Genomic DNA, 25,550 nt, shown 5'->3' on the forward strand with positions numbered 1-25,550 from the left:
GTCTGCCTGTCCTTCACCTTCGAGGAGGAGGAGCCCGACGGCACCACTAAGAAGAAGCGCAAGCGTGTCACGCGCATCGTTGAGGGCACCAAGACCCATGCCTACGAGGTGCGCGACCAGCTCATCGAGGAGCTTGATGACAAGGGCGAGACCCTTGACTCGGTAGTGCAGGCACAGAAGGAGCAGCAGCAGGTCGAGGAAATGACCCTCTCCAAGATGATCGAGCTGTGGGACGGCGCACGCCGCACCGCCGGCAAGGCGTCCGAGCGCACCCTGCTTGACGGCCGCCGGTGGCTGGGACACGTGGAGAAGCACCTGGGCAACGTGCCGCTCAAGGATATCAACGCGCAGATGGTGGAGCGCACCTACGCCGCCATCCGCGAGGAACGCAATCTATCCGGCACGTCTATGAACCACATCCACACGCTCTTGAAGAACGTGTTCCAGAAGGCCATCGACTACGACTTCATCTACAAGAACCCCTGCGCCCACGTGGATACCCCGCGCCGCAACGACCCCAAGCGCCAGTCGCTCTCGGCAGACGAGGGCGCACGCCTCATGCGCGAGGTTAACGAAGCCGAGGAAGAAGCCTACGCCGCCATGGACGAGAAGGAAGAGCGCCGCCGATACCGCGAGGACCACGGCATCGCCCGCGACCGAGCGGCCCTGCGCGGCCTGCACCACATCGGCTGCGTCATGGCCGTGCGCATCGGCCTTGCCACCGGCATGCGCCGGGGAGAGGTGTTCGCGCTCACATGGGAGAACGTCGACCTCGACCAGCAGACCATCCGCGTATGCCAGTCCATCACCTATAAGTGCGTGGTCAAGTCGCCCAAGACCCAGGCGGGCATCCGCACCGTCGCCATCGATGACACCACCGCCGCCCATCTGGCCGCATGGAAGCAAAGCCAGGCGGAGGAGCTTGCCAAGATCAGCGTGAAGCAGGTCGGCCCGTGTGCTGCTCGGATGTGGGCACGTGGTACCGCATCGACAACTTCGACCACTGGTGGCGTGAGTGGCGCAAGGCGCATGGCTTCGAGGGCTTGAAGTTCCACGAGCTTCGGCACACGCAGGCCACGCAGCTCCTCTCGAACGGCGTGGACGTCAAGACCGTCCAGACCCGCCTGGGCCACGCCAGCCCGTCCATCACGCTGGGCTGGTACGCCCACGCAATCCCGCAGAACGACCAGGCGGCCGCGCAAATGCTTGGCAACCTGTTCTCTGCACCAAGCATCGGCGACGACCAGGCAAAACAGCCTGCAGCCGCCAAAACCCAATCTCAATCCAAAGTCACGGCAAAGTCACGGCGCGAGCCAAGGCCCCAGCAAAAGAAAACAGGCCAGCTCGCCGTAATGGCAAGCTGACCTGCATCTTTTTTGGTCGCGGGGGCAGGATTTGAACCTACGACCTCCGGGTTATGAGCCCGGCGAGCTACCAGACTGCTCCACCCCGCAATGTTTGGGCGCAACCTGTGCGCAAAGAGATAATATAGGGACCCGAAGGCAGACGGTCAAGCTCCATCGTGACTTCCAACATATCCCTTCACAATTGCGCCACGATTCGTCCGCTCTATGCAATTTCACGCGGATTTGCTCACAAGAGAGGTCTTACATGGACACCACACCCCTCGCCGCTGCCCTTGCATCCCTGCTCGTAGGCTATGCCTTCGGCAACTTCCTCACGGCCGATGTCGTGGCCCGCGCCCTCACCCGTAAGAGCGCCTTCCAGACCGGCGTGGGTAACCCAGGAATGGCAAACATAGGTCATGAACTGGGCAAAGGCGCGGCCCTTGTCGTCCTTGCCGGAGACATCCTCAAGGTGGTCGCTGCCTGGGTCCTCTGCCGCACGCTCTTCCCCGGCAGCACCGAACTCGCTGGCAACGCCGCTGCCCTTGCGACCACCCTCGGCCACAACTTCCCCGTCTGGCATCGGTTCCGCGGCGGCAAGGGCGTGACCACCACCTGTTCCGCAATCATCCTTGCCACGCCGGCCATCGGCATCACGAGCTGCCTCTTCGGGCTCGCCGTGGTCATCATCTCCGGGTACCTCTGCTACGGAGCGGTGGCAATCACCCTCGCCTACCTGGTGGGGTCTATCTTTCTGGCGGTAGTGGGCGTCACCTCTCCCCCACTCGTGGCCTTCGCGCTCGTACTCTGCGCGCTCATGTTCGTCGCGCACTGGAGCGCCATCCAGGCGGCACGCAACGGAACCGCCCGCCGGGCGAGCATCTCGACCAAGCTGAGGGAGAGACTGGACCTGAACGGGTAGCACCGAACGCGTCTGACGCGCCTGTTGATAAGCGTCAGCTGCTATCGAGCACGCTCAACGCGTTCGATTGTCTCGCCAAGACGTCCAGCGCGTCCGAATGCCGCCCTGCAACGTTCGATGCGTCTGAATGTCGCCCTGCAACGTCCAATGCGTCCGAGACTCCCGTCACCACGTCCAACATGCGTGAATTTCTCTCCACTACGTCCAACACGTCTGATGGCATAGCGTTTGCCCAGTTCAGCGATTTCAGAAAAACGCGTTGGACGTTCTCGCAACAAATTCGCACGCATTGGACGTTCTCGTGACGCAGGCACGCGCATTGGACGTTCTCGCGACACAAGCACGCAGGTTCGCACGCGTTGGACGCGCTCGTAGCAGGGCCACACGCGTCAGATGCCCTAGCCGCAGTGGAGAGAAACGCATACGACGTTCTCGCAGCCGCAACCATGCTCTATGCGCGCATGAAATCCGCCGGCTCGTCCGTCCCAGCCACGCGTGCGAGCTCGCGCAGCGCCACGGGCACGCCGTCGTCCAGGCAGGCACCGATGTGCCAGCGCGCCGCCTCGGCGGCCGCGGGCATCGCGTTTGCCACCGCGACGGAGTTCGGCACGCGCCCCATCATCTTGATGTCGTTCTCTCCGTCGCCGAAGAAGGCAACCTCCTCGTCCGAGATGCCCATGGCGGCGATGAGCTCGTCCAGGCCGGACGCCTTGCTCACGCCCTTGGGAAGCACGTCGAACCAGTTGGCGATGGGTGCCACAATGTCGAACTCCGGAGCCAGGCACGCAGCGATGCGTCGCACGTTGTCCATGTTCTCCTTCGAACCGCTGCAGGCCATCGCACCGGCAATGAAGTCGATGTCGGGCAGCTGCTCGCAGGGTATGCCGTTGAAGCGCAGGCGGCTCTCGTAGGCGGCCATCTCTGCCGTTCGGGCGCCAAGCACGTATACCGGGTTGGTGTAGTCGGTCTTGGCGGGGTACGCGCAGAGGAAGACGCCTGGCACGGCAAAGAAGGCGTCCGCGAGTCGCTGGAGCGCCACCTTGTCCATATAGTGCACCGCGACGAGCTCGCCGTCGAGCTTGACCTTCTTGCCGTTGGAGAGGATCCCCGTCTCGAAGCAGGACTCGTCGCCACCAAAGAAGCGCCTGAGCTCCTGCTCGTCGCGACCGGTCGCGGGGCCAAAGCGCAGGCCAGCCTCGCGCACGAGGGACACCGCCTCGAAGACTGAGTCAGAGACGAGGTCCTGGCCAAAGGGAACCAGCGTGTTATCCATGTCCGTGAGGGCGAGCTTGATCATTGTGACTCCCGTCGGGCGGCGCACCAAAGGCTGCCGCATGCCAAAAGAGCAGATGGCCCACCGGGGTACCCCCTCGAGCCATGCAGCCCAGTCTAGCACGCACGACTCGCAGTCCTCGCAGCGCGGAGGGGCCACCCCTGGGCCGGCTGCCGGGACCGCGCCTCTTCCTTGGCGTCGCTTGCTGTAGGACCTGCTACAGGACCTGCTCCAGGCAGATGAACTGGTCCGTCATGCCCATCTTGCGATAGAAGCGCAGCGCGGCGTCGTTCCCTCCCCACACGTGGAGCGTGACGTTGTGGAACCGGTTCCTCCTGGCGTAGTCGAGCACATGCTCGTAGAGCGACCTCCCCACATGCATCCCGCGCACGCGCTCGTCGACGCACAGGTCGTCGATGTACAGCGTGCGGATGCCATGGCGGAGCTCGGACTCCTCCGTGACCTCGACCTGGCAGAAGATGTATCCGAGGAGCGCGTCGTCCTCGTCCACGCAGACGAAGATCGGCTCCTTGTCGTCATCCAGCTTCGCCAAGAGCTCCCGGGCGTCGTACTTGGTGGCAGGTCCCTTGAACAGGTCCGGGCGAATCGCATGGTGGACCATGTTCACCTCGACCAGGAGGCGGAGAATGTCGTCTACGTCTCGCTCCTGCGCCCTTCTCACATGCATTCGCTTGGCTCCCCTCGCAGACGTCATTTGCCGTGGCCGCCTGATTCTACTCGGCGGCACGGCGGGACGAGGCAGGGCGGACGGTCAGGTTACCCGACGTTCACCGAGGCCATACAGGTTACCCGACGTTCACCGAAGCCATGGGGGCGACCCCTCCGGCCTGGGCGAGCGGAAGCACGATGGCGGCACGCGCCCCCAGGATGGCTCCCCCGCCATCCTGGCGGTTGGAGAGCTCGAGCCTGCCTCCGTGCGCGGAGGCGACGTCTGACGCGATCGAGAGCCCGAGCCCGAAGTGGGAGCCCGCACCGGAGGTGCGCGACTTGTCCTCGCGCCAGAAGCGCTCGGCCCCGTGCGCCAGGACGTCGGGCGAGAAGCCTTCCCCGTCATCCTCGACGGCGATGGAGATGCCTCGCGAGTCGCCGGAGAGCACAAGCGTCACGCGGCCGCCCCTCGCGTGCTCGCAGGTGTTGCCAGCCAGGTTGAGCACAGCGCGCGCGAGGGCGTCCCCGTCCCATCGCGGCTTCGGCAGCTCTCCCCTCGCGACCGCGTCGCACAGGCCCCGGAAGGACGGCTCCCGCGACGTCTCGAACTTGAGGCCATGGGCGGAGACGAGCCTCCCCACCTCGCCCTCCAGACCGTCTGCCAGGGCGGCCGGGTCCACGGGCGCGAGGTCCAGCACCTCTGCATGCCCGCGGGACGCCTCGACGATCCTCCCCACGAAGGCGTCCATGGAAAGCGTCGCGTCGCGTATGGCACGAACGCAGGTGGCCTGCTCGTCGCCGAGCCTCCCCTCCCCGACGTCCTCGGCCAGCAGCTCGGCGTTGCCGAGCGCGACCGTGAGCGGCGTCTTGAGGTCGTGGGCGAGCGCCGCGACCTGCTCTCGTGCCCGCCGCTCCGCCGCCCTCTGCGCCTCGAGCGAGCCCTTCAGCGAGAGGCGCATCTCCTCCATGGCGCGCAGGACGTCGTCCACCTCGGCAACGTCGCTCTTCCCCACGGGTGCTTCGAGGTCCTGCCTCCCGACGGCTTCCGCCGCCTGCACCAGGGGAGCCATCTTGCGCGTCAGCACGCGGCCGGCACGCAGGGCGATGAGGGTGACGGCCGCGACCAACGGGAGCAGGATGGACCACATCATCAGGTCCTGAGGATTGGGCAACGCGTCTCGCAGACCCTTGTCGGCCCACTGGGGGACGATGTCGTAGCAGAGCACGCAACGGCCCCCGTCCGGCAGGTCGACGGCAGCATAGAAGGACGAGCCGGACGTCGTGGGTCGGGAGTCCCCGCCTTCCCGCCCGGCGGCCAAGACCCGGGCCACGTCGAGCCGGCGGCCGCCCATGTCGGACTCGAGCAGTCCGCCGTCCGCACCGAAGCGCGCATAGCGGTATGCCGACGGGATGCCGGAGGGGTCGAAGGAGGACTGGCTGGCAAGGACGGACGCGACCTCGTCCAGGTACGTCTCGCCATAGTTGGCCACCAGAACGGTCCCGGACTGCATCTGCCCGCCGAAGACGCCCAGTGGGATTCCCAGGGCGAGAAGCGCCGCCACGAGCACATAGAGGAAGTAGCGCGAGATCACCAGGGCGAGGGGGATCCGCGTGCGCCGCATCGGGCCTACGAGGACCATCGGTACCCCATCCCCCGCACCGTCTCGATGGGGTCCACGCCCGCGGCATGGAGCTTGGCGCGCGCGTTGCTCACGTGCATCGACACGGCGTCGTCCCCCGCGTCCGACGCCCACCCAAACGCCCCGTCACGAATCTGGTCGCGCGAGAGCACCTGCCCGTCGTGCCGCACGAGGAACTCGCAGATGGCATACTCCGTGGGCGTGAGCGCCACGGGCCTGCCAGCGACGGAGAGCGCCCGGCCGCCGAGGTCGAAGCGGACGTCGCCGAGGGCAAGGACGTGGGTGTGGGTACGTCCCTCTCGCCTCAGGTGGGCGGCCACCTTGGCGCGCAGCTCGGCCACCCCGAACGGCTTGCGCAGGTAGTCGTCTGCGCCCAGGGCGAGCCCGCGCACGGCGTCCTCCTCGGCCACCCTGGCGGTGAGGAAGACTATGGGGGCGTCCACGAGCTCGCGGATGCGCCCGACCAGCTCGAAGCCGTCCATCCCGGGCATCATCACGTCGCAGAGGACGAGGTCGTAGCGCGAGAGGTCACGCCCGGGCACGGATGTTGGATCGTTCTCGACGTCGACCACATGCCCGTCGCGCGCGAGGGCACGGGCGAGCAGGTCCGTGATCGCCCGCTCGTCGTCTATCGCCAGGATCCGCGCCATGGGACCCCACCGTCCTCTCCCTCCGGCCCCGGGGACCGCAGTTCCGTCACCGCCATGATAGGCAAGGAGGGCGCCCGCACGCCATCCCCCAGGCCCGCGTCACCCCACACCGAGGACGTCGTGCGCGGTCTGCGGGACCTCGGACTCGTCGACGCCGTCATAGCGCACGCCCGAGCTCCCCTTCGCCTCGATCCTGAGCCACCCCTGTCCGGACGCCTCGCGCCCGAAGAGGATGATGGTCACCATGAGACGCGTGCCATCCTCTGCGGCCGCCTCCACGTCGTAGACGTAGTTCACGCCCGATCCGGACGCGTCCGGATATGAGTCCACGTGGGCCCCCGGAGCCGGACAGCGCGCCCACACCATGCGGGACGGCACGGGCAACAGCCTGTCGGCCGTGCTCTTGGCCACCGTTCCGGCACCAGAGCATCCCTGAATCGCGGCGCATGCGAGCATGGCTCCCGCTGCGAGCGCAAGGGTCACGACGACCCGTCCCCACGTTCTTACGACCATGCCGAACACCCCCTACTCCCCGCGACGCGCGGGCTCGAAGCGCGCGACCCACCACTGCACGGCCACCGCGAGCAGGGCGGTCGTCACGACGCACGCACCCGCGAGCCAGGTCAGCGCAGCCGCGACGGCACCCGCCCCGCCAGAGACAAAAAGCTCCACGCCGAGGGAGCCCAGGCGCGCGGCCCAGCAAGCGGGAACCAGGCCGAGCGCGCTCGTCCCGACGGCGGTGAGCTCCCCGGTCATGAGGCCGTGCGCGAGCCCGCCCACCGAGAAGAACGCGAGCATGAGCCCCGCCGCGCCCACGGCGATGGCCACGTTGCGGCCCCAGCGCAGCGCAACCGCGTAGAGGAGCAGGTAGAGCAGGATGCTGCCCAGGGACAGGCCCGCAAGCGCAAGCACCCACACGCCCGCCCCGAACGGACTCCTGCCCGCCACGTGCAGCACGGTGGCGAAGGTGCCCAGCGAGAGGGCGAGGGCGGCCGTCCCCATCAGCCACAGGACGCAGAGGCGCGCAGACAGGGCGACCCGACGCGACGGGACGGACAGCAGGGCCGAGAGTCCCGTGGCCTCCCCCTCGCCGTCCGCGTCCAGGCCGCAGACGATGCCCGCCATGAGAGGCATCAGGGCCCCCAGCAGCTGCACGAAGGCGTCCGACCCCATGGCCGGGTCCCAGGGCGCATAGGCGAAGTACGCACCGCAGGCGAGACCCGCCGCAAGCGCACAGGCGAGGTGGAGGGGCACGAGGGGCGACCGGCGCAGCCGCAGCGCCTCCGCATGCAGGGTGCGCGGAAGGGTCGTCCTGGGCACGGAGCCCCTGTCGGAAGCCTGCGACCCGCCCTTGCGCGCCCTCATCTGAGCTCCTCCGAGCGAGAGACCCATGCCGCCCCCGCCGCCGTCAGGGCGGCGGTGAGCGCGCAGGCCACGGCGAGCGCGAGCGCGATATCGCCTGCCTGGGAGACCGCCTCCACCGTCGCCATGCCGGCCGACGCCGGCTCGCCGCTGGGCAGCACGGGGAGGAACGCCGTGGGCAGCACGATGGTGGCCGTGGGCGGGCAGGCGGGCCAGAACGGCACGGCCGACCAGCCGAAGCTCAGGACCAGCTGAATCGCCAGGGGGACGAAGATGCCCGCGAGCATCCCCACACGCATCGCGAGCAGGAGCGTCGCCGGAACCATCCACGAGCTCGCGACCACGAGGGAGAGCGTCGCCGCCAGCATCGCCCCCATGCCCGCCGCCCCCTCGGGAGCCGCGATCGCGAGGGCCGCGTACACGGCGAGGACCACCAGGTTGGCAAGCAGCGAGAGGCCCAGGCACCAGACGACCTTGGCGCACCACGCCCTCCCAAGCGGCACGCCGCTGGAGAGCAGGGCGCGGTTTCCCATGCGCGCGTCCGCATTGGCCACCGTGGCGGCGACGAGCGAGAGCATGACCGGCATCAGCAGCACGTACCAGTAGTTCCAGGGCGTGTAGGAGATGCTCGCCCCCGGCACGATCAGGACCGCCAGGGCAGCAAGCAGCGGGAAGGGCAGGGCGAGGGCGACCGCCAGCCGCAGGGGCGCGGCGTGCCTCGACTTCAGCGCCTCCGCGCGCAGCGCCGAGACGAGCGTGGCGCCCACAGCCCCGGTCCCCTTGGTACTCTCGCCCCTCCGCGCCGCATGGCGCGACGTGGCGGTCATCTGGACCCCTCCTTCCGGCACACGTCCATGAAGAGCCTCTCCAGGTCTTCTCCCTCGCGCAGCGCGTCCTCGTAGGCGAGCCTGCCGCCCACGATGATGCCCACGGAATCGGCCATGTGCTGGACCTCGCCCAGGATGTGGCTGGAGAGCAGCACCGTGATGCCACGCTTCGGGAAGCTCCTGACCAGCCCGCGCAGGTCCTCTATGCCCAGGGGGTCGAGGCCGTTGGTGGGCTCGTCCAGGATCAGCAGGCGGGGGCTCGCGAGCAGGGCGAGGGCGATTCCCAGGCGCTGCCGCATGCCCAGCGAGAAGCGGCCCGCACGCTTGGAGCCCGTGTCGGTGAGGTCAACCGTATTCAGGACCTCGCCGATGCGCCCCTCCGGCAGGCCAAGGAGCGTGGTGCGCACGCGCAGGTTCTCGCGGGCGGTGAGGTTGGGGTAGAGGGACGGCTGCTCCACGAGCGAGCCTATGCGGTACAGGTCGTCGCGACGCCAGGGGCGACCCTCGAAGAGCATCTCGCCCTCCGTCGGGCGCAGCATGCCCGTGATCATCTTGAGGGTGGTCGACTTCCCCGCCCCGTTGGGACCAAGGAGCCCGTACACCCTCCCCTCCTCGACGTGCAGCGAGACGTGGTCGACCGCCGTCTGGGCGTTCGCTCCACGCCCGAAGCGTTTGACCAGCCCGCGCGTCTCCAGGACGCATGTTGCCATGGGGTCTCCTTCCGTTCTGGCTTCTCGTCTTCGAGAACCAGTCTGGGGGCGATCCCTAAAGGAACGCTAAAGGCTCGTCGCGAAGTCCAAATCCCTCGTTGCGCGGGCGTCGGGAATGCGCGCAAGAAGCCCGCTTCCACCCTTGAGAACGAATGTCTCGTTGGCGTCAGCGAACACGCGACAGAGGAACCTGTCGCGTAAGGCCTGGCGATAGCCTTCTCCCGGATTCGTGCCCGACTCCCTCACTGCCTTCTTGATCGCACGATCGAAGGCAGCTGGCGTGCTGTAGACGAAATCCATCCGTCATCCCCTCTTCAGATACGCGTAGAGATCAAAGCCTTTGCCGAATCCGCATTTTGCTGCGCGAGAGTTGACCTCGTCTCCAAGGTTCATAGCGAAATCGGCAAGTTCGGCGTCGCGCAGGACAGAGGTGACCAAGCTCAAGTCCTCTCCGTGGTCGAGCAGGTCGAGAATCGTACGCCTGGGAGTGGTCGTAGGCATCCCAGCCACCATGCATACATCTTCCTTGGGAAGCTGTCGCCTGAGGAACCTCAGGGAGGGATTTCTCGACTGCTTCCTCTTCGGACAGGAAAACGTAATAGGCTCGGGCTTCAACTCGCCCAAGCCATGGAGCCATGCAGCAGTCCCAAGAGAGGCTACACAGCCGCTCTCGTCGAAAGGCCTGAGATGTGCGGGGGTCGCCGGATTCGTCGCGAGCCACGCGGCATACACGTCCTCCTCGCGAATCGAGGGAGCAGCCGCGGCCCTGAACACACCCCACGCAACAGGTTCAATCTGACCATGCGAGGCAAGGCGCGAAAGCGCCATCCTGTCAATTCCGAGCGATGTCGCCTGCGCAGAGGTAAACAGCCCCTTCTGCGAGGAGCTGATGTCGTTGATTATGTTCAAGGCATCCAGCACTTTCATGCTGCAATTGTAACATTAAAAAGTTACAATTGCAGCAACTTTTAGGCCCTTGCCTGTCTCCTGCACCCTCCTACGCTTAAGCAAAGCCTCCCCCTCCTGCATCCAGGAGGGGGAGGCTGTCCGAACCCTGCCCGAGGACGTCCGTCCCAGGCGCGTCTTACGCGAACCGCGCCCTAGTCGACTGCCACGAGGACGTCGGTCGCCTTGATGATGGCGACCGCCTTCATGCCCTCGGTGAGACCGAGCTGCTTGACGGCCTCGTTGGTGATCGACCCGGTGAGTCGGTTGCCGTCGGCGTCCTCGAGCGCCACGGAGGCGTTCACAGCGCCGAGCTGGGCCTTGACGATCGTGCCCTCGATCTGGTTGCGGGCCGAAAGCTGCGGGAGCTTCTCGGTCGCGAACATGACGTTCGTGGCCTTGATGACGGCCTGGCACTCCTTGCCCTCGACGAGTCCGAGCTCCTTCACGGCCTCCATGGTGATGTCGGACTTGATCAGGCTCTGGTCGCCGAACGAGATGGTCACGACGGCGTTGACGGCGCCCTCCCGCACTGCCTTGACGGTACCCTTGATCTGGTTGCGCGCGCTGATCCTCATGATGCCTCGCTCTCTCTCGAAAAACCGAATGCCACTTGGCGGCAAGGTGCCCGCCACTGCCCCGAATGCCGGACCGGCGGACGAGCGCCGGCAGCCCCGTGACGTGACACCAGCGTATCGCCTCGACATCGAAGGGCACCCGTCTGCGGAGCCTCCCTCCACCCGTCCTCCACCTCCGGCAGGTGCCGGGGGCTCAGCGATTGGGCTCGCCGCCCTGGCAGCGCCGGGCGACGACCGACTTCCTGAACTCGCTCGGGAGCATCCCCACCTCGCGCTTGAATACCGCCGAGAAGCGCCCCGCGCACGCGTAGCCGACGGCATGCGCTATCTGCCCTATGGTGAGGTCGTCCCGACGCATCAGCTGCTCCGCCTGGCTCATGCGTCGGCTCTGGACGTAGCCGATGACCGTCATGCCGGTGACGAGCTTGAAGGTCGACTTGAACTTGGTCGGGCTCATGCATGCCATGGCCGCGAGGTCGGGGACGCGCAGGTCCGCCGCGCAATGGTCGTCGATGTAGCACACCACGTCGTGTATGCGCTCGCAGTCGGCGGGACTGGCCGCCCTGCGGCTTCCGGGTGCCTCCCGCCTCGTCCTCTCGACGATGAGGCTCATCGCCTCGAGCACCTTGCCCCCGTAGAAGAGCTTGCTGCGGCCCTCGTCGCCCGGCCGGGGCCAGAGCCCCGAGAGCAGGGCCTTCATCTCGGGGAACTCGTCGTTGCGACCCAGCGAGACGAAGGCCTTCTCGACGTTGCGGAACTTCCCCTCGTACTCCAGGTCCAGGAAGCGCGCCGAGAACTCCGGGGTCACCTCGATCGAGACGCTCTGCACGGGGATGCCCCCATGGGCGACTCCCCTCCACGGGCCTCCCCCTATGCTCTGACCCCATATGCTGTTGGGCCTGAGCTTGCGATAGGGGCTGAACTCCTCGCCCGCGATCGACCTGAACCAGGTCACGGTGAGGTACCTGGGCGAATCGAAGTTCATCACGAAGTCGTCCCTTATGACGAAGTCGTGGATGCTGACGCTCCATGGCTCGTCCTCCGGGGAAAGGGAGTGGAACCAGCCCTGGCAGCGCTCGTTCCGCACCCGATACGAGCGCCAGAGCGGGCCGAAGCCCTCCGGCGAAGGCTCCCTGGAAAACCCCGCGGCAATCAGCGCCCGCTCCTGCAACGTAACCTTCACCGGTCGTCCTTTCCTCCTATGCCGATGGGACGCAAACGAGCGAGGATTGGACGGGAAACCCTCGAACATGCTGCCGCTTCTCCCGCCCTTGCATACACTCGCAAGAGAAAGTTAGTGTCATATAACATGATATGAAAGGACATACGTGATGGAGCAGGAGAATCTGATGGCGGGAGGCGGCGGCCTCGCCGCGCGCGACCTTGTCACTACGGGCATCTTCTCGGCGCTCTACCTCGTGTTCATGATGGTGGGGGGCATGTTCTTCGCCTCCAACCCCGTGCTCACGTTCTGGATGCCGGCCGCATCCGCGCTTCTCACGGGCCCCGTGTACCTGCTGCTCGTCGCAAAGGTTCCCAAGCACGGCCCGCTGGTCGTCCTGGGGGTCGTCGAGGGGCTCGTCGTGTTTGCGACGGGGATGTACTGGGGCTGGTCGGTGGCCTGCGTCGTCCTGGGGGTCGTCGCCGACGTCGTCGCGGGCGTCGGGGGCTTCAGGAACAAGGCGCTCAACCTCGTGGCCTTCGTCGTGTATTCCCTCTCGCCCATGGGGTCCTACCTCATGCTCTGGGTCGACCCGAGCGGATACGCCTCGTACCTCGTGGGCAAGGGGGCCGAGCAGGCATACATGGACACGATGTTCTCGACAGCCACGTCCTGGATGCTGCCGGCGATGCTGGTCGCGACCGTTGCGTGCGCGGTCGTCAGCGGCCTGGTGGGCATGCGCCTCCTGCGCCGCCAGTTCGCGAAGGCCGGGATGACGGCCTAGATGGGGGAAGCGCGTCACCTCGACCCGCGCACGAAGCTCGTGGCGCTGGCATGCATGGCCGCCTCCGTGGCCCTCGCCCCGAACATGGCCTGCGAGCTCCTGCTCATGGCGCTCGCAGCCTCCTTTGGGGCGGCCCTTGGCAAAGGCGGGACCAGCGTGCTTGCGCTGGCCCTGTATGCGGCCCTGCTCGTCGGTGCGCAGCTCACGCCGCTTCTGGGCAACGTGGCGCTGCGCACCCTGTTCGCCTCGTTCCTTCTCCTCCTGCGCAAGGTGTTCGCGTGCGGCCTGATGGCCTACGCCACGGTGTCCACGACGCACGTGAACGAGCTCATGGGCGCGCTGGCACGCATGGGAGCGCCGCGCAGCGTGACGATTCCCCTTGCCGTCGCCCTGCGCTATGCGCCGACCATACGCGAGGACTGGGGATTCATACGTGACGCCATGCGCATGCGAGGCGTGTCGCCAAGCCCCCTGGGGTTCGCGCGAGCGCCGATGCGCACCATCGACTGCGTCTACGTCCCCCTGCTCATGAGCGCAAGCCGCACCTCCGACGAGCTTGCCATGGCGGCGGTCGCACGAGGCATCGAGAACCCCGCGCGACGCACGTGCTACCTGCACTTTGAGATGAGGAGGCTCGACTTCGTGTTGGTTGCGGGCTTCGCGGCCGTGACGGCAGGCATGCTTGCGCTGAGGCTGGCATCATGATTGCCTTCGAACATGCCTCCTTCACGTATGGAGCGCCGCCCGGCCTAGGGCGGGCGGATGTCGAGGACGTGACGCTCTCCGTGCGGGACGGCGAGGTGGTCGTGCTCTGCGGTCGGTCGGGCTGCGGCAAGTCGACCCTGCTCAGGCTCGCCAACGGACTGGCGCCCCGATTCTTCCCCGGGAGGAAGTCCGGGAGCGTCGCCCTGGATGGCACCGGCGTCGACGAGCTCGCCACCTGGGAGATCGCCCAGAGGGCAGGCTCGCTCTTCCAGAACCCGCGCACCCAGTTCTTCAACGTCGACTCCACGGGCGAGGTGGCATTCGCGCTGGAGAGCGCGGGGTGGCGCGAGGACAGGATTCGCTCCCGTGCGGGCGAGACGTTCGACGAGCTGAGCATCGTGTCCCTTGCCGACCGCAGCATCTTCGAGCTTTCGGGCGGAGAGCGCCAGAAGATCGCCTTTGCGAGCATCTGGGCGCTGCGCCCCACGAACCTTCTGCTCGACGAGCCGACGAGCAACCTGGACCTGCCCTCGATCGACGACATGGCACGCCTCGTGCGCCATGCCAAGGAGAGGGGCTGTGCGGTCCTCGTGGCGGAGCATCGCCTCTCGTGGCTCTCGGACGTCGCCGACCGATACGTCTACCTGGATGGCGGCAGGGTCCAGCGCAGTATGGAGGCGGCCGAGTTCCTGTCGCTCGACGCGCGGGAGGTCGAGCTCATGGGCCTGCGCGCGCGGGAGGCGGGCGGCATGGTCATTCCGCCGGACGCGCGTGACGATGCGCCTCGCACGGGCCCTCCCCTGCTCGCGGCACATGGCCTCTCGCTCTCCCGCGGTTCCGTCCCCGTTCTGAGAGATGCCGATATCGAGCTGGATGGGGGCGAGGTCGTGGCCCTCGTGGGCAGGAACGGCGCGGGCAAGACCACCCTCTGCAGGTCGCTCTGTGGGTTCGAGCGCAAGGCGGAAGGCGTGGTGGCTGTCGACGGGGCAAAGGCCACGCGCAGGGAGCGGACGCGCATCTCCTCCATGGTGTTCCAGGACGTGAACTACCAGCTGTTCGCCGAGAGCGTCGCCAGCGAGGTCACGTTCGGGCTGCCCACGCGTCGGGCCAGGGACGTCGACGTCTCGCGGCTCCTGTTCAACCTGGGCCTCGGGGGACTTGACGACAGGCATCCCGCCACGCTCTCGGGAGGTCAGAAGCAGCGCCTTGCCGTAGCGGCCTGCGTTGCAGCCGACAAGCGCGTGCTCGTCTTCGACGAACCCACGAGCGGGCTCGACCTGGACGGCATGCGCCGCGTCGCCCGGCTGCTCAAGGCACTGGCGCAGCAGGGCCGTGCGATACTGGTCGCGACACACGACCTGGAGCTCATCGCCTGCGCCTGCACGCGCTGCCTGTACCTGGAAGGAGGCGTCGTGCTGCCCGTGCCCGCAGAGCAAGGTGAGCTTGGGCGGCTCGTCCACGTCGGCCGAACGTGACGGAACGGCCGAGGTGGCGCTGACGCGCAACCCGGGCGCAAGGCCGACAACGCCCAGCGCGCCTGCCGCGGCACCAACAACGTCAAACGCGTCTGCCGCAGCGCCGACGACGTCAAACGCGTCCGAAAACTTGACGACGACGTCAAACGCGTCTACTGCAGCTCTGACAACGCCAAACGCGTCCGTAAAATCGCCGACGACGTCAAACGCGTCTGGCCATCGACAAAATCCCTGGTCAGATTCTGTCCCCAGACGCGTCGGACGCTTTCGAACGAAATCCGGACGCGATGGACGCTTTCGAGCAATACCCGAACGCGATGGACGCTTTCGCAGAAGAGACACGCGCCTGCCGCAACGAACGACGCCTTGCTATAATCCGGCAGACAACACATCGGAGGACAGTACGCCGTAGCGTAGGGGGTCGTGGGTCCAGCGGACCCGCAGGCCGCCTGTCAGAGAAGATGCCGGGTGAGCCCGGGTGTCGCGCATTGACGTGTGCGGCACCCGGGCTTCTCACATAAGGGAGAAGACCATGGACGTCACGCTCGAGCCGCTGCAACCACAAGACACCGATGCGTTCGCCGCAGAGATGCAGGAGGCATTCCAGCTTGCCGTGGATGCGGTGAGCGACGACGAGCCCCTCCCCGTGCTGCCCAGGCAGGACATCGACGAGTCCCTCGCAAATCCAGGCGCAGTCGCCCTGGTCGCCACCTGCGAGGGAAGACGCGTTGGTGGCACGGTGCTGTTCCTCGACGAGAAGACTCATGAGCACGAGTGCGCCCTCCTCTATGTCAGGGCGGACGCGCACGGCAGGGGAATCGGAGCCACACTCTGGAAGGCAATCGAGAAGCGCTATCCCGACGCGCTCGCCTGGAAGCTATGCACACCCTACTTCGAGGTGCGAAACATCAACTTCTACCTGCGCAAATGCGGCTTCCACATCGTCGACCTGGTCAGCGACCCAGAGACGGGGTCAAAGCGCTCCGACGGCGAGAGGGACCTCATGTTCTCGTTCGTGAAGCGCCTCGACGGACGCTGGGAGTAGGCAGGGCGCATGCGACAAGGGAAGTCGCCCGGCCCTCTCGCAACGTTACGTCCTGAAATTTGATGTAAAACGCAAAAACTAGAACGTAAAAACGATTGATGCAACACTTTTAAGGACGTCAGCCACCGAGAGGACCGTGTCTCACGCTGCCCAAAGGGGTCAGGAAAGCCCCAGGTGGACCATCTTCACCATACCCAGCAGATCCGAGACGCGCATGCTCAGCTTGGTCGAGAGCCTGAGACCCACCTTGCTGACGTGGCAGTAGAAGTTCTCCTCCGCCAGGACGGTCACGTTGCCGCCCACCTTGGAAGCCAGCTCGCGAGCCGAGTCGACGTAGAAGAACATTCGGGCATCCTCGTGCCCGACCGTCTTCATGTACTTCTTTCGCATCATGAACATGCCGGACTTGCTCACGGCGTCGAAAAGAAGCTGAATGTCGCCTTTGCCCTGAAGCATGCGAATCAGGCCCAGAACCTGCTCCTCCTCGAAGTAGTAGAACAGCCCGCTCGCCGTGACCAAGAGCGGCGCGCCGGAATGCTCCCTCCTGACCCGCTCGAGCCAGTCCTCCTCGAACGCACCGCCTGCTATGTAGTGCTCGCGACCAGTCTCGGGCAGAATCGTCCTGCGGTAGTCGATGACGTGAGGCAGGTCCACCCCATACCACGGGGCATGACCGTCGTCGCGATAGTAGGTCGTCTCGAGACCGCAACCGAGCTGCACGATTACGCCGTCGGGCCTGTCCGCAAGGAAGTTGGCGATGAAACGGTCCATGTTCGCTGAGCGCACTGCAGAAGCCAGGTATGTGTACTGCGTCTGGGAGTCGTTCTCCACGACCTCCCGAGGAAGATGCGCCTTCAGCCCCAACGCCTTCCTGTCGTAGAGAATCGACCTGTGGTTCTCGCTTGCGTAGATTCTGCCGAGCATGGGAACGTAGAGGGTGTCCTCCACCACGCCGAGCTGCCTGTCTGCCATGTTCCCGGCACCTCTCTTCCCCACCGTCTTGGCCGTGCGCTGCGACCACATGCACATTCTAGATCTGGAATGCGCACTCTGCAGCAAACTCGCAGCTCAGAGGAGAGAGGCGTACATTCCAGATTTAGAATGCGCACCTCCCGCCCACTTGTCCCCTTGATCGGCAGCCATTACCAGAAGCTTGCCACCGTGGTAGCGCCCGAGAAGCTCAGGAATCCCGTATCTTCCTTATGTTGCGATTCATCAGGTGCCTCCCGAGGTGCCTGTACGCGAAGGCCTTGATTCCCGAGATCTCCTGCCGATGGTCCTGCAGCAGCTCGTCCGGAGAGTCAAACACCCCGAGGTCCTGGACGATGCCCTCGCTCTGTATGTACGTGTCGTTCCTGTCGAAGTCGACGGTCGGGTGCCGGAAGTCCCTCACCGCAACACCGTAGCCGCAGAAGGGGCCGGTGCAGCCCGCGAATCGCCCCTGCAACCCGGACAGGTACCCCCGGTCCAGGATGAAGCCCTCGAGCTCGTACCATCTGCCCTCGAAGTGCACCTCTACCCAGCTGTGCAGTATGTGCTGGGGCGCCCTCCTGTAGACGAAGCCGGTCATCGCCCCCTTCTGCAGCTGCTTGTCTATGGCAAAGCCATGGACCCGGCAGGGAATCCCACAGGCACGCAGCAGGGCCATGAGGAGGGTGCCCTTCGTGTTGCATTGGCCGTATCCGTCCTCAAGGACCTTTGACGCCGGGATGCCGTCGTCCACGTTGTATCCAAACGCGACGTCGTCCCTCACGAAGCCATAGATGGCCTTGAGGCGGTCGAACTCGCCGAGCTCCCTCCAGCCCCTGGCCTCTATCAGCTCCCGAATGGACGGGTTCGAGTAGTCCAGCATCGCCGTCTCCTGCAGATACCGACTCGTCACGCGCGCCCACCTCCCCGCTCGCAGGGGGACGACCCCTTCCTGACGGCAAGCGCACAGACGACCAGCACGACCGGGAAGACGACCCCCGCAAGCACCCCCGTCCGCAGGTCGTTGCCGAAGTGCTGGGACACGTTGCCGACGAGCGACGGCCCCACGGACCCGCCCAGGTCTCCCGCCAGGGCGAGCAGGGCGAACATGGCCGTCCCTCCCCTGGGCATGGCCCTCGACGAGATGCTGATGGACCCCGGCCACATGATGCCGACCGAGAAGCCGCACAGGAGGTCCGTCACCAGCTGCAGGAGGAAGAAGGCAGTCGAGATCAGCGCGAGCTGCGAAAGCCCGAGCCCGTACGTCCTATGGAAGGTCACGTAGAGGAGGGGTGCGAAGTTGGCGCAGATGGCCTGGGATACGAAGCCCAGGTAGCATGCCAGGAGCGTTCGTCCGTACGCCTTCTTTGGTGGCATGGGCCCCTCTCCCCCCGAAGCTGTGCAGCCGTCACTCCCCTATATCGTCCACAACTGCTGTCAAATTTGGGAATGCAATTCCCAAATTTGACAGGTGAGACCCGATTGTCGTCTGGCGGCAGCCGGGCGCAGCCTCACAGGGCCGACGGCGGCACCCCCGTCCCTCCCACCCGCACCCGTCATGCACGCCGTGCGACGATCGGAAGCTCCACGGTGCAGCTGCACCCGCCCCGCTCGTCGTTCGCGAAGCCCGCCCGCCCGCCATGGGCCGCGGCGATGCGCCGCACGATGACGAGCCCCAGCCCGTGCTCGGGCAGCTCGTCTCCCGGGCGGTGCCTGAGCGTGGAGAGCGTCTCTGCGCCAAAGCCGCGTCCGTCGTCGCTCACGGTGAGCACGCAGCGTCGTCCGAGCGCCGTCCCGAGCAGCCCGCCGCGCACGTCGAGCGACACCCTCACGTGACAGCCCTGCGGGTTGTGGCGGATGCTGTTGCCCACGAGGTTCGTCACCATACGCCTCAGCAGAGCCTCGCTGCCCCGCAGGCAGGCGTCCTCGGCCGCCGGGGACACGTCAAGCTCCAGCTCGCAGCCACCCGCTCCCCCGTCCAGGAAGCCTGCCACCACCAGGCGCAGGACCGCCGCAAGGTGCATCTCGCGGGCGTCGACCGGCTCCATGGCGTAGCGCAGGCGGTTCACCGTGTTGAGGTCAGAGAGCAGCTCCGCCGTCTCGCGGGACTTTGCCACGATGCGCTCGGCCCGTGCCCGGTCGGGCCCGTCGAGCCGCTGGCTCCCCGCCAGCTCGCTCGCGTCCGCGACGACCACCGCGAGGGGCGTCCGCACGTCGTGCGAGACCGCCGCCACCCACTCGTTGCGGGCGTTGTCGCGCTGCCTCCACGACCGGCGGGCAAACAGGCGCGCGAGCACGACGAGCACGACGAGGTCGGCAAGGAAGACCACCGGCAGGAGCAGGACGGTGGCGCCGAGCGACTTGATGCTCGAGCTCACGGAGTACTTCCAGACTGAGTTCCTCGGCGCGCCCACCACCACGAGCCCAGCTCCGTACCGCCAGCAGGACACGGGGTAGTCGCTCAGGTACCAGCGCGAGAAGGACGCGACGTCCGCCAGCGCGTACGAGGCGGGCACGTCCGCCGGGACGTCGAGGCCCCAGGCCACCTGGCCGCCCGCGTCGATGAGCAGGGCCCAGCAGCCGTGGTCGCGCAGCGCCTGCGTGACGTCCGCCGAGAGCGCGTAGCTCCCGTCCTGCCCCGTGAGCGCCCGGGACACCTCCTCCGCCTCCGGACCTACGCCCTTGGCGTCCGCGAAGTCGGACGCGACGAGGGAGAGGCCCATGATCAGGACGTTGACCGCCAGGATGGCCGCGGCACCGACGACGCAGGACGCGACGATGCCCAGGCCGCCCCGCACGCGTGCGTGTGCCAGCCCCCTCACCTCGAGCCCCCACCCAAGAGGCGATAGCCCAGGCCACGCACCGTGACGACCCAACGCGGATGGGAGGGGTCGTCCTCCACCTTCTCTCGCAGGCGGCGCACGAGAATCGCGAGGGCGTTGGCATAGCCGAACTCGTCGCCGTAGACGCTGCGGCACAGCTCGTCGGTCGTCACGATGGCGCCGCGACTCTCGAAGAGGCGCTTGGCCAGCGCGTGCTCCTTGGCCGTGAGGGTCGCCGTCACGACGCCGGCGCGTCGCACCTCTCCCGTGGCAAGGTCCACCTCCGCCTCCCCCAGCGCGACCGAGGGCAGCACGTCCTGCAGACGATAGCTGCGCCGCAGGACGGCCGCCAGGCGCAGCAGCAGCTCGGCCGGCAGGAAGGGCTTGGTCACGTAGTCGTCGGCCCCCAGCCCCAGGCCCCGCAGGCGGCTGGCGTCCTCGTCGCGCGCGGAGAGGAACAGCGCCGGCGCGTCGCTCGTCTCGCGGAGCCGGCGCAGCAGGTCGAAGCCGTTGCCGTCGGGCAGCATCACGTCGAGCAGGAACAGCTGGGGCGCCCAGGTGCTGGCGGTCGGCAGGGCCTCGGCGACCGTTCCCGCGCCGCGCGCGTCGCGATAGCCCTCGTGCGCGAGCATCGCGAGCAGCTGCTCGCGCAGGGTGGGGTCGTCCTCCACCACAAGCACCCGTGCCTCATGGATGTCACGCATGTCTCTACCTCCCGTTTTCTCGCATTCTATCCCAGCGGAGGGGCCCCTCCGCGCCATGCCCGCCGTCCCGCCCAAAAACGAAAGGCCCGCGAAAGCTTGGGGACAGCGGCGCGAAAGCGGCGCCGCCTAGCCTTTGTCTTGCGACGCGGGAGGAAATCGGGCCCACGAGAGGGTCCGCCCCACGTAAAGACGCGGCTCTCGCATCGCGCGGAGCACAGCCGAGAAGGGAGAGAAGATGGCCGAACTGGCAATCGCCACGAGCGGGCTCACCAAGTCGTATGGCGGCGTGCGCGTCGTGGACAACGTCAAGCTCAGGGTGCCGGAGGGGTCGGTGTACGGGTTCCTCGGGCCCAACGGGGCCGGGAAGTCCACCACCATGAAGATGATCCTGGGCCTCGTGCGCCCCACGGACGGCAGGGTGGACGTGCTGGGCGAGCACATGGAGAGAAAGAGCCGCCTGGAGGTCCTCGCGCACGTGGGCTCGCTCATCGAGAGCCCGAGCTGCTACAGGCACCTCACGGCCCGCGAGAACCTCGACGTCGTCCGCAGGCTCAAGGGGCTCCCCGCCTCCGCGATCGACGAGGCCCTCGAGACGGTGGGCCTGGCCAACACGGGGAAGAAGCTCGCGGGCCAGTTCTCGCTGGGCATGAAGCAGCGTCTGGGACTCGCGGCCGCATTGCTCGGCAACCCCCGGCTCGTGCTGCTCGACGAACCCACCAACGGCCTCGACCCCGAGGGCATCCACGAGATGCGCGCGCTCGTGCGAGCGCTGCCCCAGACGCACGGCACCACGGTCCTGGTCTCGAGCCATCTGCTCGCGGAGGTCGAGCAGATGGCCGACCATCTGGGCATCATCAGCCGGGGCCAGATGGTGTGGCAGGGCCCCCTCGAGAGGCTGCGTGCACGCGCCCGGCGACAGCTTGCCTTCCGCACGACCGACGACGCACGCGCTGCCGCACTGTTGGGGGCCAGCGCACAGGACGGCTGGCTGCTCGCGCCCTTCGCCGGGGACGAGGCGGTGGCACACTCCTCCCTCGCGCTCGCGCGCGCCGGCATCGGCGTCGTGCGGATCGAGGAGCGCAGCGAGAGCATCGAGGACCTCTTCCTCGCGCTCACCGAGGGACGGGGGCTGTGATGAGGGCTCTCTCGCTCGAGTTCGCGAAGCTCAGGCGCAAGAACGTGTGGCTCATCTGCCTGGGCGTCGCCGCGCTCTGCCTCATGTGGGTGGCGACCGACGCCGCACGCGCCGCCCAGGGAGCGCCGGACGGGACGGCGTCCCTGCTCTACATGACTCCTCTCGTGAACGCCATCGTCCTGACCCTGTTCGCGGCAGTCGTCTCGTCGCGCCTGTGCGAGACCGACCACGAGGCCCAGGCCCTGAAGGAGCTCCTGTGCCTGCAGCGTCCCGGCTCGCTCTTCGCCGCGAAGCTCGCCTGCAGCCTCGTGCTCATCACGGCCACGGTCATGCTGGAGACCGCAGGACTCGCCATGTTGGCATCGTACAAGAGCTTCGCCGACCAGCTGGGAATCGCAGGGCTCGCGGCCTTCGCCGCCTGCCAGATTGGCCCCACCTTCACGGTGGCCGCCGTCGTGCAGGCAGTCGCCCTGCGCTGGGAGAACCAGTTCGCCTCGCTTGCGCTGGGCCTCTCCCTCTCGCTCGCGGGCCTGTTCAGCCTCTTCTTCCCACCCGCCGTCCAACGCCTCGTACCCAGCGGCTACTTTGGCCTGCTCTCGTGCGTGCGCATGGACTGGGACAGCGTCACGCATGTGACGTCCTTCTACACCGTGCCCTTCGCCTGGGGGGACGCGGCCCTGCTTGCCGCCATCTGCGCAGCGGTAATCGCCGTCTCCGCCGCCTGGTTCTCGAGAAAGGAGCTCTAGCATGAGGACGCAACCCCTGCGCGCGGAGGTCGACAAGCTGCGCCGCGCGCCCATCTGGATCGCCTACGCGGTGCTGCCCCTCATCGCGGCGACGATAGGCACCTTCAACTACCAGCAGAACCTGGGGGTGCTCACACCCGGCTGGGAGAACCTCTGGGCGCAGCACACCCTCTTCGAGCTCTGCTTCTTCCTGCCCGCGCTCGTGGGCGCGGGCTGCTCGTGGCTCATGGGGCTCGAGCATGCGGGGAGCAACTGGAATCAGGTGCTCGCGAGCCCCGTCGCCACGTGGCGCGTCGTCGTCGCGAAGCTCGTGGTGGGCGCGGGCATGCTGGGCGTCGCGCTCGCCGTGACGGGGGCGTTGTTCGTGGCCTGCGGCAAGGCGGTGGGAATCGCGGGTCTCCCGTCTGCCAACTACGTCGTTTACCTGCTGCTCTCATGGATGGGTGGCGTGGCGGTCGTGGCGGTGCAGCTGCTCGTGTCATCGCTCGTGCGCAGCTTCGCGGCCCCCGTGGGAGTGGCGCTCGGCGGCGCCGTCATGGGCCTCCTGCTCACGGCCAAGGGCTGGGGCCTGTGGTGGCCCTGGGCGCTCATGCAGCTGGCGTCGAACAGCAACGGGAGCGGCGCCCTCTCGCCCGCCGAGCTCGTGAGCTTCGTGGCGGCGAGCGTCCTCTTCTCCGCCGCGGCAACCGCTGCCTGCGCCTGGGTGGTCTCGCGCGCCGCGGCTGTGTCGGAATAGGCACAGGAGATTGGCGAGCGCATCCAAAAAAACGAATCACGCAGAGAAAGGACCGGACCAATGACAAAGAGAATCGTGGCCATCGTGGCGAGCCTGCTCGTGGTGGGAGCCTTGGCCGCAAGCTTCTACCTGGCGAACACCGACAACGCCTCCACCTGGTACGTCCGGGTGGACGACGCGGTGGCGCAGGACAAGAGCGACGAGGGCGGAGAGCTCTGGGAGTACGCGCTCGACGCCTATGATGCCACGGGCTCGCACCGCCTGCTCAGCTTCACCGCAGGCAAGCGGCTCAGGGACGGCGCGTACCTCAAGGTCGGCTACCTGCCCGTACGCGAGGTGGTCTCGTGGGAGGAGGTCCAGCCGGAGCAGCTGCCGCAGCCGGCACGCGACCTCTTGGGCTGACTTCCCGATCTCCGCAGATTTTGAACCGAGCTAATTCGACGTATCCGCAGATTTTGAATGACAAAGCCGCGGCGGGAGAAGGGCAGCCCTAAGCTGGCGCCGAGCCATCCTCGAGGTCGGACGCCCACTCGTCACTCGTGAGCCTGCTCACGTGGCCCTTGCGAACCTCGTGCATGAGCGGAACGTCGATCTCATCGGTCGTCCGCTGGTGCCGGAAGCCGCACTTCTCCTGCACGCGTCGCGACCTGTCATTCCCATCGTAGTAGCCAGCCCACACGCATCGCATGCCAAGGTCCTCGAAGGCGTGCCGCAGGACCTCGCGGACGGCCTCCGGCATGAGGCCCTGTCCCCAGTACGGCTTGCCGATCCAGTAGCCCAGCTCGCACTCGTCGTCTCGTTCCGTCAAGTCGGTGCTGCCCTTGAGCTTCAGCGAGATGGAGCCTATCGCGCGGCCCGTGTCCTTGAGACAGGTCGCGTAGGTCTCCGGCACCCTGAGAACGCCACGTATCACCCGCAGGCTCTCCTCGACGCTCGCATGCGCGGGCCAGCCCGCGATGGGACCGACGTCGGGGTCCCTGGCGCACTCGTAGAGATCCGCGGCATCCCCGTCTTCCCAGCGCCGCAGCACGAGCCTGTTCGTCTCCATGGGAATCCCCTCGTCCGTCCCGGCCAGCATTCCATGGACCACTACATCATATGACGCGCCCCAGGCGTCCAGCTCCCCATTGCTACGACTTCCCCAGAACCTGGAGCCCGTCCAAGGTCCGGAGCCTATCGCCGGTCCCTGCGGTAGCAGGTGGGCGTGCAGCCGGTGGCCGCCTTGAACGCCTCCGAGAAGGCTCCCTGGTTGGAGTAGCCGACGAACCGGGCGACCTGACGCACGCTGAGGCTGGTGTTGGCCAGCAGCCCTCGGGCATGTTCCATGCGCACCTCTCGCACGCATTCCTGTGGCGTCCTGCCAGTCACCTTCTTGAGCGTCGAGATCAAGCTGGGCTCGCTGACGTGGAACGCCTGGCTCAGCGACCGGGTCGACAGGTCCTTCGCCACGTTCGACTTGGCATAGGCCAGGATGGCCGCACAAAGCTGCTCTGACGGAGCCGACGAGGCCTGAGGCCCACGCGGGCAGCATGAGGTCTCGCTCACGAGCAGTGCGAAGCACTCGATCACCTTGGCGCGATAGTACGCGGGCTCCATGAGCCTGCACAGGCGTGCGCTTCCCAGCTCGCCGAGCGCCACGGTGAGGGCGGGTATGTCACGCCGGCCGTCAAGCAGCGTCACGGAATGCAGGAGCTGCGCGGGCGTGACCCGAAGAATGCGGGCGAGCCGGGGAATCGCGCTCGGCAGAAGCGAGATGGAGCAGGAGCTGAACCGAGCGCCGTCCTCGACGACCTGCCGGAAGCGATGCCCCTTCCAGACATAGCCGACGAGTGACGGACTCTGCCGTTCGAGCCCCTCGACGAAGAACATCGGCATGTCCTCCATGTAGCAGCCAAGCCCGACCATATCGGTGGAGTGCCCGTCCATGACCGCCCGCTCGCGGAGCGAGACGCTCATCGAGACCACGATGATGTCGGAGTCTATGACGTGGTACCAGTACTCCCCCGAGCCACGCCCGGGGTCGATGATCCAGGTGTTCCCATAGGGACGGACCTGTCCGGGAGACACTAGCCCCCGTCGGATGGCCTGCGTCTGGTGGATGCCGTGGATGGTCTCGATCATGGGGTCGAACACCGCATGTATCCTGGCCAGGTTTGCCTCGTCGTCCCGCCCGGCCCCGAGGTCCATGTCGAAGCCACCATCTCCCGATGGAGACAGGTTCTGGTACCACTTGGTCGCGAATCTCGTTTCGGTGAGATGCAGGATGTTTTCGGTGCAGTTATCCACTCTTCCCAGGGGTCTCTCCGTCGTGTCTTCCTTGTCTATATTCGGTTAGATGAGGCTAA

At 66.8% G+C, this 25,550-nt stretch carries 30 protein-coding genes and 1 tRNA gene; 11 read left to right on the forward strand and 20 right to left on the reverse strand.

Features of this window, described 5'->3' with window-relative positions:
- The first annotated feature begins 108 nt into the window (after positions 1-108).
- Together ACMPH2_RS05720 and ACMPH2_RS05725 are read left to right on the forward strand one after the other, a co-directional pair.
- Positions 109-1,047 carry a tyrosine-type recombinase/integrase gene (locus ACMPH2_RS05720; protein ID WP_417118870.1) on the forward strand — a complete coding sequence of 313 codons (939 nt, stop codon included), beginning with the start codon at positions 109-111 and terminating at the stop codon, positions 1,045-1,047.
- Positions 1,044-1,364 carry a tyrosine-type recombinase/integrase gene (locus ACMPH2_RS05725; RefSeq protein WP_417118871.1) on the forward strand — a complete coding sequence of 107 codons (321 nt, stop codon included), beginning with the start codon at positions 1,044-1,046 and terminating at the stop codon, positions 1,362-1,364. The genes ACMPH2_RS05720 and ACMPH2_RS05725 overlap by 4 nt, the downstream gene beginning before the upstream one ends.
- 13 nt (positions 1,365-1,377) lie before the next feature.
- Here ACMPH2_RS05725 and ACMPH2_RS05730 read toward each other — a convergent pair.
- Positions 1,378-1,454, reverse strand: a tRNA-Met gene (locus tag ACMPH2_RS05730).
- A 157-nt stretch (positions 1,455-1,611) separates the two neighbouring features.
- Between ACMPH2_RS05730 and ACMPH2_RS05735 the strand changes: the two genes are divergently transcribed.
- Complete coding sequence (locus ACMPH2_RS05735) at positions 1,612-2,268, forward strand: glycerol-3-phosphate acyltransferase (RefSeq protein WP_417118872.1); 657 nt, start codon at positions 1,612-1,614, stop codon at positions 2,266-2,268.
- Positions 2,269-2,719: 451 nt separating this feature from the next.
- Here ACMPH2_RS05735 and ACMPH2_RS05740 read toward each other — a convergent pair whose 3' ends face one another.
- The 12 genes from ACMPH2_RS05740 to ACMPH2_RS05795 all read right to left on the reverse strand — a co-directional run bounded on the left by ACMPH2_RS05740 (position 2,720) and on the right by ACMPH2_RS05795 (position 12,105).
- On the reverse strand, positions 2,720-3,565 hold the full coding sequence (locus ACMPH2_RS05740; protein WP_417118873.1) for an HAD family hydrolase: 846 nt from the start codon (positions 3,563-3,565) through the stop codon (positions 2,720-2,722).
- 193 nt (positions 3,566-3,758) lie between these two features.
- On the reverse strand, positions 3,759-4,229 hold the full coding sequence (locus ACMPH2_RS05745) for a GNAT family N-acetyltransferase (RefSeq protein ID WP_417118874.1): 471 nt from the start codon (positions 4,227-4,229) through the stop codon (positions 3,759-3,761).
- Between the two features lie 118 nt (positions 4,230-4,347).
- Positions 4,348-5,850 (reverse strand): sensor histidine kinase, encoded by a 1,503-nt coding sequence (locus ACMPH2_RS05750; protein ID WP_417118875.1) that lies wholly within the window; start codon positions 5,848-5,850, stop codon positions 4,348-4,350.
- On the reverse strand, positions 5,838-6,500 hold the full coding sequence (locus ACMPH2_RS05755) for a response regulator transcription factor (protein ID WP_072500518.1): 663 nt from the start codon (positions 6,498-6,500) through the stop codon (positions 5,838-5,840). Before ACMPH2_RS05755 ends, ACMPH2_RS05750 begins: the two co-directional genes overlap by 13 nt.
- A gap of 99 nt (positions 6,501-6,599) precedes the next feature.
- Complete coding sequence (locus ACMPH2_RS05760) at positions 6,600-7,013, reverse strand: hypothetical protein (RefSeq protein WP_417118876.1); 414 nt, start codon at positions 7,011-7,013, stop codon at positions 6,600-6,602.
- A 12-nt stretch (positions 7,014-7,025) separates the two neighbouring features.
- On the reverse strand, positions 7,026-7,865 hold the full coding sequence (locus ACMPH2_RS05765) for an ABC transporter permease (protein WP_417118877.1): 840 nt from the start codon (positions 7,863-7,865) through the stop codon (positions 7,026-7,028).
- Positions 7,862-8,689, reverse strand: coding sequence for a lantibiotic immunity ABC transporter MutE/EpiE family permease subunit (locus ACMPH2_RS05770; protein ID WP_417118878.1), 828 nt, complete (start codon positions 8,687-8,689; stop codon positions 7,862-7,864). The genes ACMPH2_RS05765 and ACMPH2_RS05770 overlap by 4 nt, the downstream gene beginning before the upstream one ends.
- Positions 8,686-9,399, reverse strand: a complete 714-nt coding sequence (locus ACMPH2_RS05775; protein ID WP_072500519.1) for a lantibiotic protection ABC transporter ATP-binding protein — start codon at positions 9,397-9,399, stop codon at positions 8,686-8,688. The genes ACMPH2_RS05770 and ACMPH2_RS05775 overlap by 4 nt, the downstream gene beginning before the upstream one ends.
- Positions 9,400-9,465: 66 nt before the next feature.
- Entirely contained in the window at positions 9,466-9,699 is a 234-nt protein-coding gene (locus ACMPH2_RS05780; protein WP_072500520.1) for a nucleotidyl transferase AbiEii/AbiGii toxin family protein, read from the reverse strand.
- 3 nt (positions 9,700-9,702) lie between these two features.
- Entirely contained in the window at positions 9,703-10,308 is a 606-nt protein-coding gene (locus tag ACMPH2_RS05785) for a type IV toxin-antitoxin system AbiEi family antitoxin domain-containing protein (RefSeq protein WP_159430834.1), read from the reverse strand.
- Between the two features lie 191 nt (positions 10,309-10,499).
- Positions 10,500-10,922 (reverse strand): TOBE domain-containing protein, encoded by a 423-nt coding sequence (locus ACMPH2_RS05790; protein WP_417118879.1) that lies wholly within the window; start codon positions 10,920-10,922, stop codon positions 10,500-10,502.
- Between the two features lie 193 nt (positions 10,923-11,115).
- A complete protein-coding gene (locus ACMPH2_RS05795; RefSeq protein ID WP_417118880.1) occupies positions 11,116-12,105 on the reverse strand; it encodes an AraC family transcriptional regulator in 990 nt (329 codons plus the stop codon).
- Between the two features lie 148 nt (positions 12,106-12,253).
- Between ACMPH2_RS05795 and ACMPH2_RS05800 the strand changes: the two genes are divergently transcribed.
- The 4 genes from ACMPH2_RS05800 (at position 12,254) to ACMPH2_RS05815 (ending at position 16,093) form a co-directional block, all read left to right on the forward strand.
- On the forward strand, positions 12,254-12,868 hold the full coding sequence (locus ACMPH2_RS05800; protein ID WP_009278825.1) for an MptD family putative ECF transporter S component: 615 nt from the start codon (positions 12,254-12,256) through the stop codon (positions 12,866-12,868).
- Entirely contained in the window at positions 12,869-13,573 is a 705-nt protein-coding gene (locus tag ACMPH2_RS05805; protein ID WP_417118881.1) for an energy-coupling factor transporter transmembrane component T, read from the forward strand.
- The gene (locus ACMPH2_RS05810; RefSeq protein ID WP_417118882.1) at positions 13,570-15,048 is read left to right on the forward strand and encodes an ABC transporter ATP-binding protein; all 1,479 of its coding nucleotides are present in this window, start codon (positions 13,570-13,572) and stop codon (positions 15,046-15,048) included. The genes ACMPH2_RS05805 and ACMPH2_RS05810 overlap by 4 nt, the downstream gene beginning before the upstream one ends.
- Positions 15,049-15,580: 532 nt before the next feature.
- Positions 15,581-16,093 (forward strand): GNAT family N-acetyltransferase, encoded by a 513-nt coding sequence (locus ACMPH2_RS05815; RefSeq protein ID WP_417118883.1) that lies wholly within the window; start codon positions 15,581-15,583, stop codon positions 16,091-16,093.
- A gap of 159 nt (positions 16,094-16,252) precedes the next feature.
- Here ACMPH2_RS05815 and ACMPH2_RS05820 read toward each other — a convergent pair whose 3' ends face one another.
- The 5 genes from ACMPH2_RS05820 to ACMPH2_RS05840 all read right to left on the reverse strand — a co-directional run bounded on the left by ACMPH2_RS05820 (position 16,253) and on the right by ACMPH2_RS05840 (position 20,588).
- Positions 16,253-17,065: a class I SAM-dependent methyltransferase gene (locus ACMPH2_RS05820; protein WP_417118884.1), complete on the reverse strand. Its 813-nt coding sequence runs from the start codon at positions 17,063-17,065 to the stop codon at positions 16,253-16,255.
- A gap of 208 nt (positions 17,066-17,273) precedes the next feature.
- A complete protein-coding gene (locus ACMPH2_RS05825; RefSeq protein ID WP_471752468.1) occupies positions 17,274-17,975 on the reverse strand; it encodes a transglutaminase-like domain-containing protein in 702 nt (233 codons plus the stop codon).
- Positions 17,972-18,439 carry a hypothetical protein gene (locus ACMPH2_RS05830; protein ID WP_417118885.1) on the reverse strand — a complete coding sequence of 156 codons (468 nt, stop codon included), beginning with the start codon at positions 18,437-18,439 and terminating at the stop codon, positions 17,972-17,974. Before ACMPH2_RS05830 ends, ACMPH2_RS05825 begins: the two co-directional genes overlap by 4 nt.
- A gap of 179 nt (positions 18,440-18,618) precedes the next feature.
- Positions 18,619-19,884: a sensor histidine kinase gene (locus tag ACMPH2_RS05835; RefSeq protein ID WP_417118886.1), complete on the reverse strand. Its 1,266-nt coding sequence runs from the start codon at positions 19,882-19,884 to the stop codon at positions 18,619-18,621.
- The gene (locus ACMPH2_RS05840) at positions 19,881-20,588 is read right to left on the reverse strand and encodes a response regulator transcription factor (protein WP_009278816.1); all 708 of its coding nucleotides are present in this window, start codon (positions 20,586-20,588) and stop codon (positions 19,881-19,883) included. Before ACMPH2_RS05840 ends, ACMPH2_RS05835 begins: the two co-directional genes overlap by 4 nt.
- Before the next feature lie 235 nt (positions 20,589-20,823).
- Here ACMPH2_RS05840 and ACMPH2_RS05845 point away from each other — a divergent pair, with 235 nt between their 5' ends.
- The 4 genes from ACMPH2_RS05845 to ACMPH2_RS05860 are packed head-to-tail and all read left to right on the forward strand — an operon-like array spanning position 20,824 to position 23,607.
- Positions 20,824-21,723, forward strand: coding sequence for an ABC transporter ATP-binding protein (locus ACMPH2_RS05845; RefSeq protein WP_009278815.1), 900 nt, complete (start codon positions 20,824-20,826; stop codon positions 21,721-21,723).
- Positions 21,723-22,469 carry an ABC transporter permease gene (locus tag ACMPH2_RS05850; RefSeq protein ID WP_417118887.1) on the forward strand — a complete coding sequence of 249 codons (747 nt, stop codon included), beginning with the start codon at positions 21,723-21,725 and terminating at the stop codon, positions 22,467-22,469. The genes ACMPH2_RS05845 and ACMPH2_RS05850 overlap by 1 nt, the downstream gene beginning before the upstream one ends.
- Position 22,470: 1 nt before the next feature.
- Positions 22,471-23,205 carry an ABC transporter permease gene (locus ACMPH2_RS05855; RefSeq protein ID WP_417118888.1) on the forward strand — a complete coding sequence of 245 codons (735 nt, stop codon included), beginning with the start codon at positions 22,471-22,473 and terminating at the stop codon, positions 23,203-23,205.
- A gap of 60 nt (positions 23,206-23,265) precedes the next feature.
- On the forward strand, positions 23,266-23,607 hold the full coding sequence (locus ACMPH2_RS05860; protein WP_062530677.1) for a YxeA family protein: 342 nt from the start codon (positions 23,266-23,268) through the stop codon (positions 23,605-23,607).
- A gap of 88 nt (positions 23,608-23,695) precedes the next feature.
- Here the strand turns inward: ACMPH2_RS05860 and ACMPH2_RS05865 are convergent, their stop codons facing one another.
- On the reverse strand, positions 23,696-24,253 hold the full coding sequence (locus ACMPH2_RS05865) for a GNAT family N-acetyltransferase (protein ID WP_197414943.1): 558 nt from the start codon (positions 24,251-24,253) through the stop codon (positions 23,696-23,698).
- Between the two features lie 125 nt (positions 24,254-24,378).
- Positions 24,379-25,392, reverse strand: coding sequence for a helix-turn-helix transcriptional regulator (locus tag ACMPH2_RS05870; protein ID WP_062530676.1), 1,014 nt, complete (start codon positions 25,390-25,392; stop codon positions 24,379-24,381).
- Positions 25,393-25,550 lie beyond the last annotated feature (158 nt).

Origin of the sequence: Olsenella phocaeensis (genome assembly GCF_048189965.1) — a bacterium.
Taxonomy (GTDB): domain Bacteria; phylum Actinomycetota; class Coriobacteriia; order Coriobacteriales; family Atopobiaceae; genus Olsenella_I; species Olsenella_I phocaeensis.

Bases quoted from the DNA above. Each gene is read 5' to 3' on its own strand.
- ACMPH2_RS05750 (WP_417118875.1), bottom strand. From the start codon at position 5,850: ATGGTCCTCGTAGGCCCGATGCGGCGCACGCGGATCCCCCTCGCCCTG.
- ACMPH2_RS05855 (WP_417118888.1), top strand. From the start codon at position 22,471: ATGAGGACGCAACCCCTGCGCGCGGAGGTCGACAAGCTGCGCCGCGCG.
- ACMPH2_RS05815 (WP_417118883.1), top strand. From the start codon at position 15,581: ATGGACGTCACGCTCGAGCCGCTGCAACCACAAGACACCGATGCGTTC.
- ACMPH2_RS05845 (WP_009278815.1), top strand. From the start codon at position 20,824: ATGGCCGAACTGGCAATCGCCACGAGCGGGCTCACCAAGTCGTATGGC.
- ACMPH2_RS05800 (WP_009278825.1), top strand. From the start codon at position 12,254: ATGGAGCAGGAGAATCTGATGGCGGGAGGCGGCGGCCTCGCCGCGCGC.
- ACMPH2_RS05830 (WP_417118885.1), bottom strand. From the start codon at position 18,439: ATGCCACCAAAGAAGGCGTACGGACGAACGCTCCTGGCATGCTACCTG.
- ACMPH2_RS05735 (WP_417118872.1), top strand. From the start codon at position 1,612: ATGGACACCACACCCCTCGCCGCTGCCCTTGCATCCCTGCTCGTAGGC.
- ACMPH2_RS05850 (WP_417118887.1), top strand. From the start codon at position 21,723: ATGAGGGCTCTCTCGCTCGAGTTCGCGAAGCTCAGGCGCAAGAACGTG.
- ACMPH2_RS05745 (WP_417118874.1), bottom strand. From the start codon at position 4,229: ATGCATGTGAGAAGGGCGCAGGAGCGAGACGTAGACGACATTCTCCGC.
- ACMPH2_RS05870 (WP_062530676.1), bottom strand. From the start codon at position 25,392: ATGGACCTCGGGGCCGGGCGGGACGACGAGGCAAACCTGGCCAGGATA.
- ACMPH2_RS05765 (WP_417118877.1), bottom strand. From the start codon at position 7,865: ATGAGGGCGCGCAAGGGCGGGTCGCAGGCTTCCGACAGGGGCTCCGTG.
- ACMPH2_RS05805 (WP_417118881.1), top strand. From the start codon at position 12,869: ATGGGGGAAGCGCGTCACCTCGACCCGCGCACGAAGCTCGTGGCGCTG.
- ACMPH2_RS05775 (WP_072500519.1), bottom strand. From the start codon at position 9,399: ATGGCAACATGCGTCCTGGAGACGCGCGGGCTGGTCAAACGCTTCGGG.
- ACMPH2_RS05820 (WP_417118884.1), bottom strand. From the start codon at position 17,065: ATGGCAGACAGGCAGCTCGGCGTGGTGGAGGACACCCTCTACGTTCCC.
- ACMPH2_RS05790 (WP_417118879.1), bottom strand. From the start codon at position 10,922: ATGAGGATCAGCGCGCGCAACCAGATCAAGGGTACCGTCAAGGCAGTG.
- ACMPH2_RS05755 (WP_072500518.1), bottom strand. From the start codon at position 6,500: ATGGCGCGGATCCTGGCGATAGACGACGAGCGGGCGATCACGGACCTG.
- ACMPH2_RS05865 (WP_197414943.1), bottom strand. From the start codon at position 24,253: ATGGAGACGAACAGGCTCGTGCTGCGGCGCTGGGAAGACGGGGATGCC.
- ACMPH2_RS05810 (WP_417118882.1), top strand. From the start codon at position 13,570: ATGATTGCCTTCGAACATGCCTCCTTCACGTATGGAGCGCCGCCCGGC.
- ACMPH2_RS05770 (WP_417118878.1), bottom strand. From the start codon at position 8,689: ATGACCGCCACGTCGCGCCATGCGGCGCGGAGGGGCGAGAGTACCAAG.
- ACMPH2_RS05840 (WP_009278816.1), bottom strand. From the start codon at position 20,588: ATGCGTGACATCCATGAGGCACGGGTGCTTGTGGTGGAGGACGACCCC.
- ACMPH2_RS05760 (WP_417118876.1), bottom strand. From the start codon at position 7,013: ATGGTCGTAAGAACGTGGGGACGGGTCGTCGTGACCCTTGCGCTCGCA.
- ACMPH2_RS05860 (WP_062530677.1), top strand. From the start codon at position 23,266: ATGACAAAGAGAATCGTGGCCATCGTGGCGAGCCTGCTCGTGGTGGGA.
- ACMPH2_RS05740 (WP_417118873.1), bottom strand. From the start codon at position 3,565: ATGATCAAGCTCGCCCTCACGGACATGGATAACACGCTGGTTCCCTTT.
- ACMPH2_RS05780 (WP_072500520.1), bottom strand. From the start codon at position 9,699: ATGGATTTCGTCTACAGCACGCCAGCTGCCTTCGATCGTGCGATCAAG.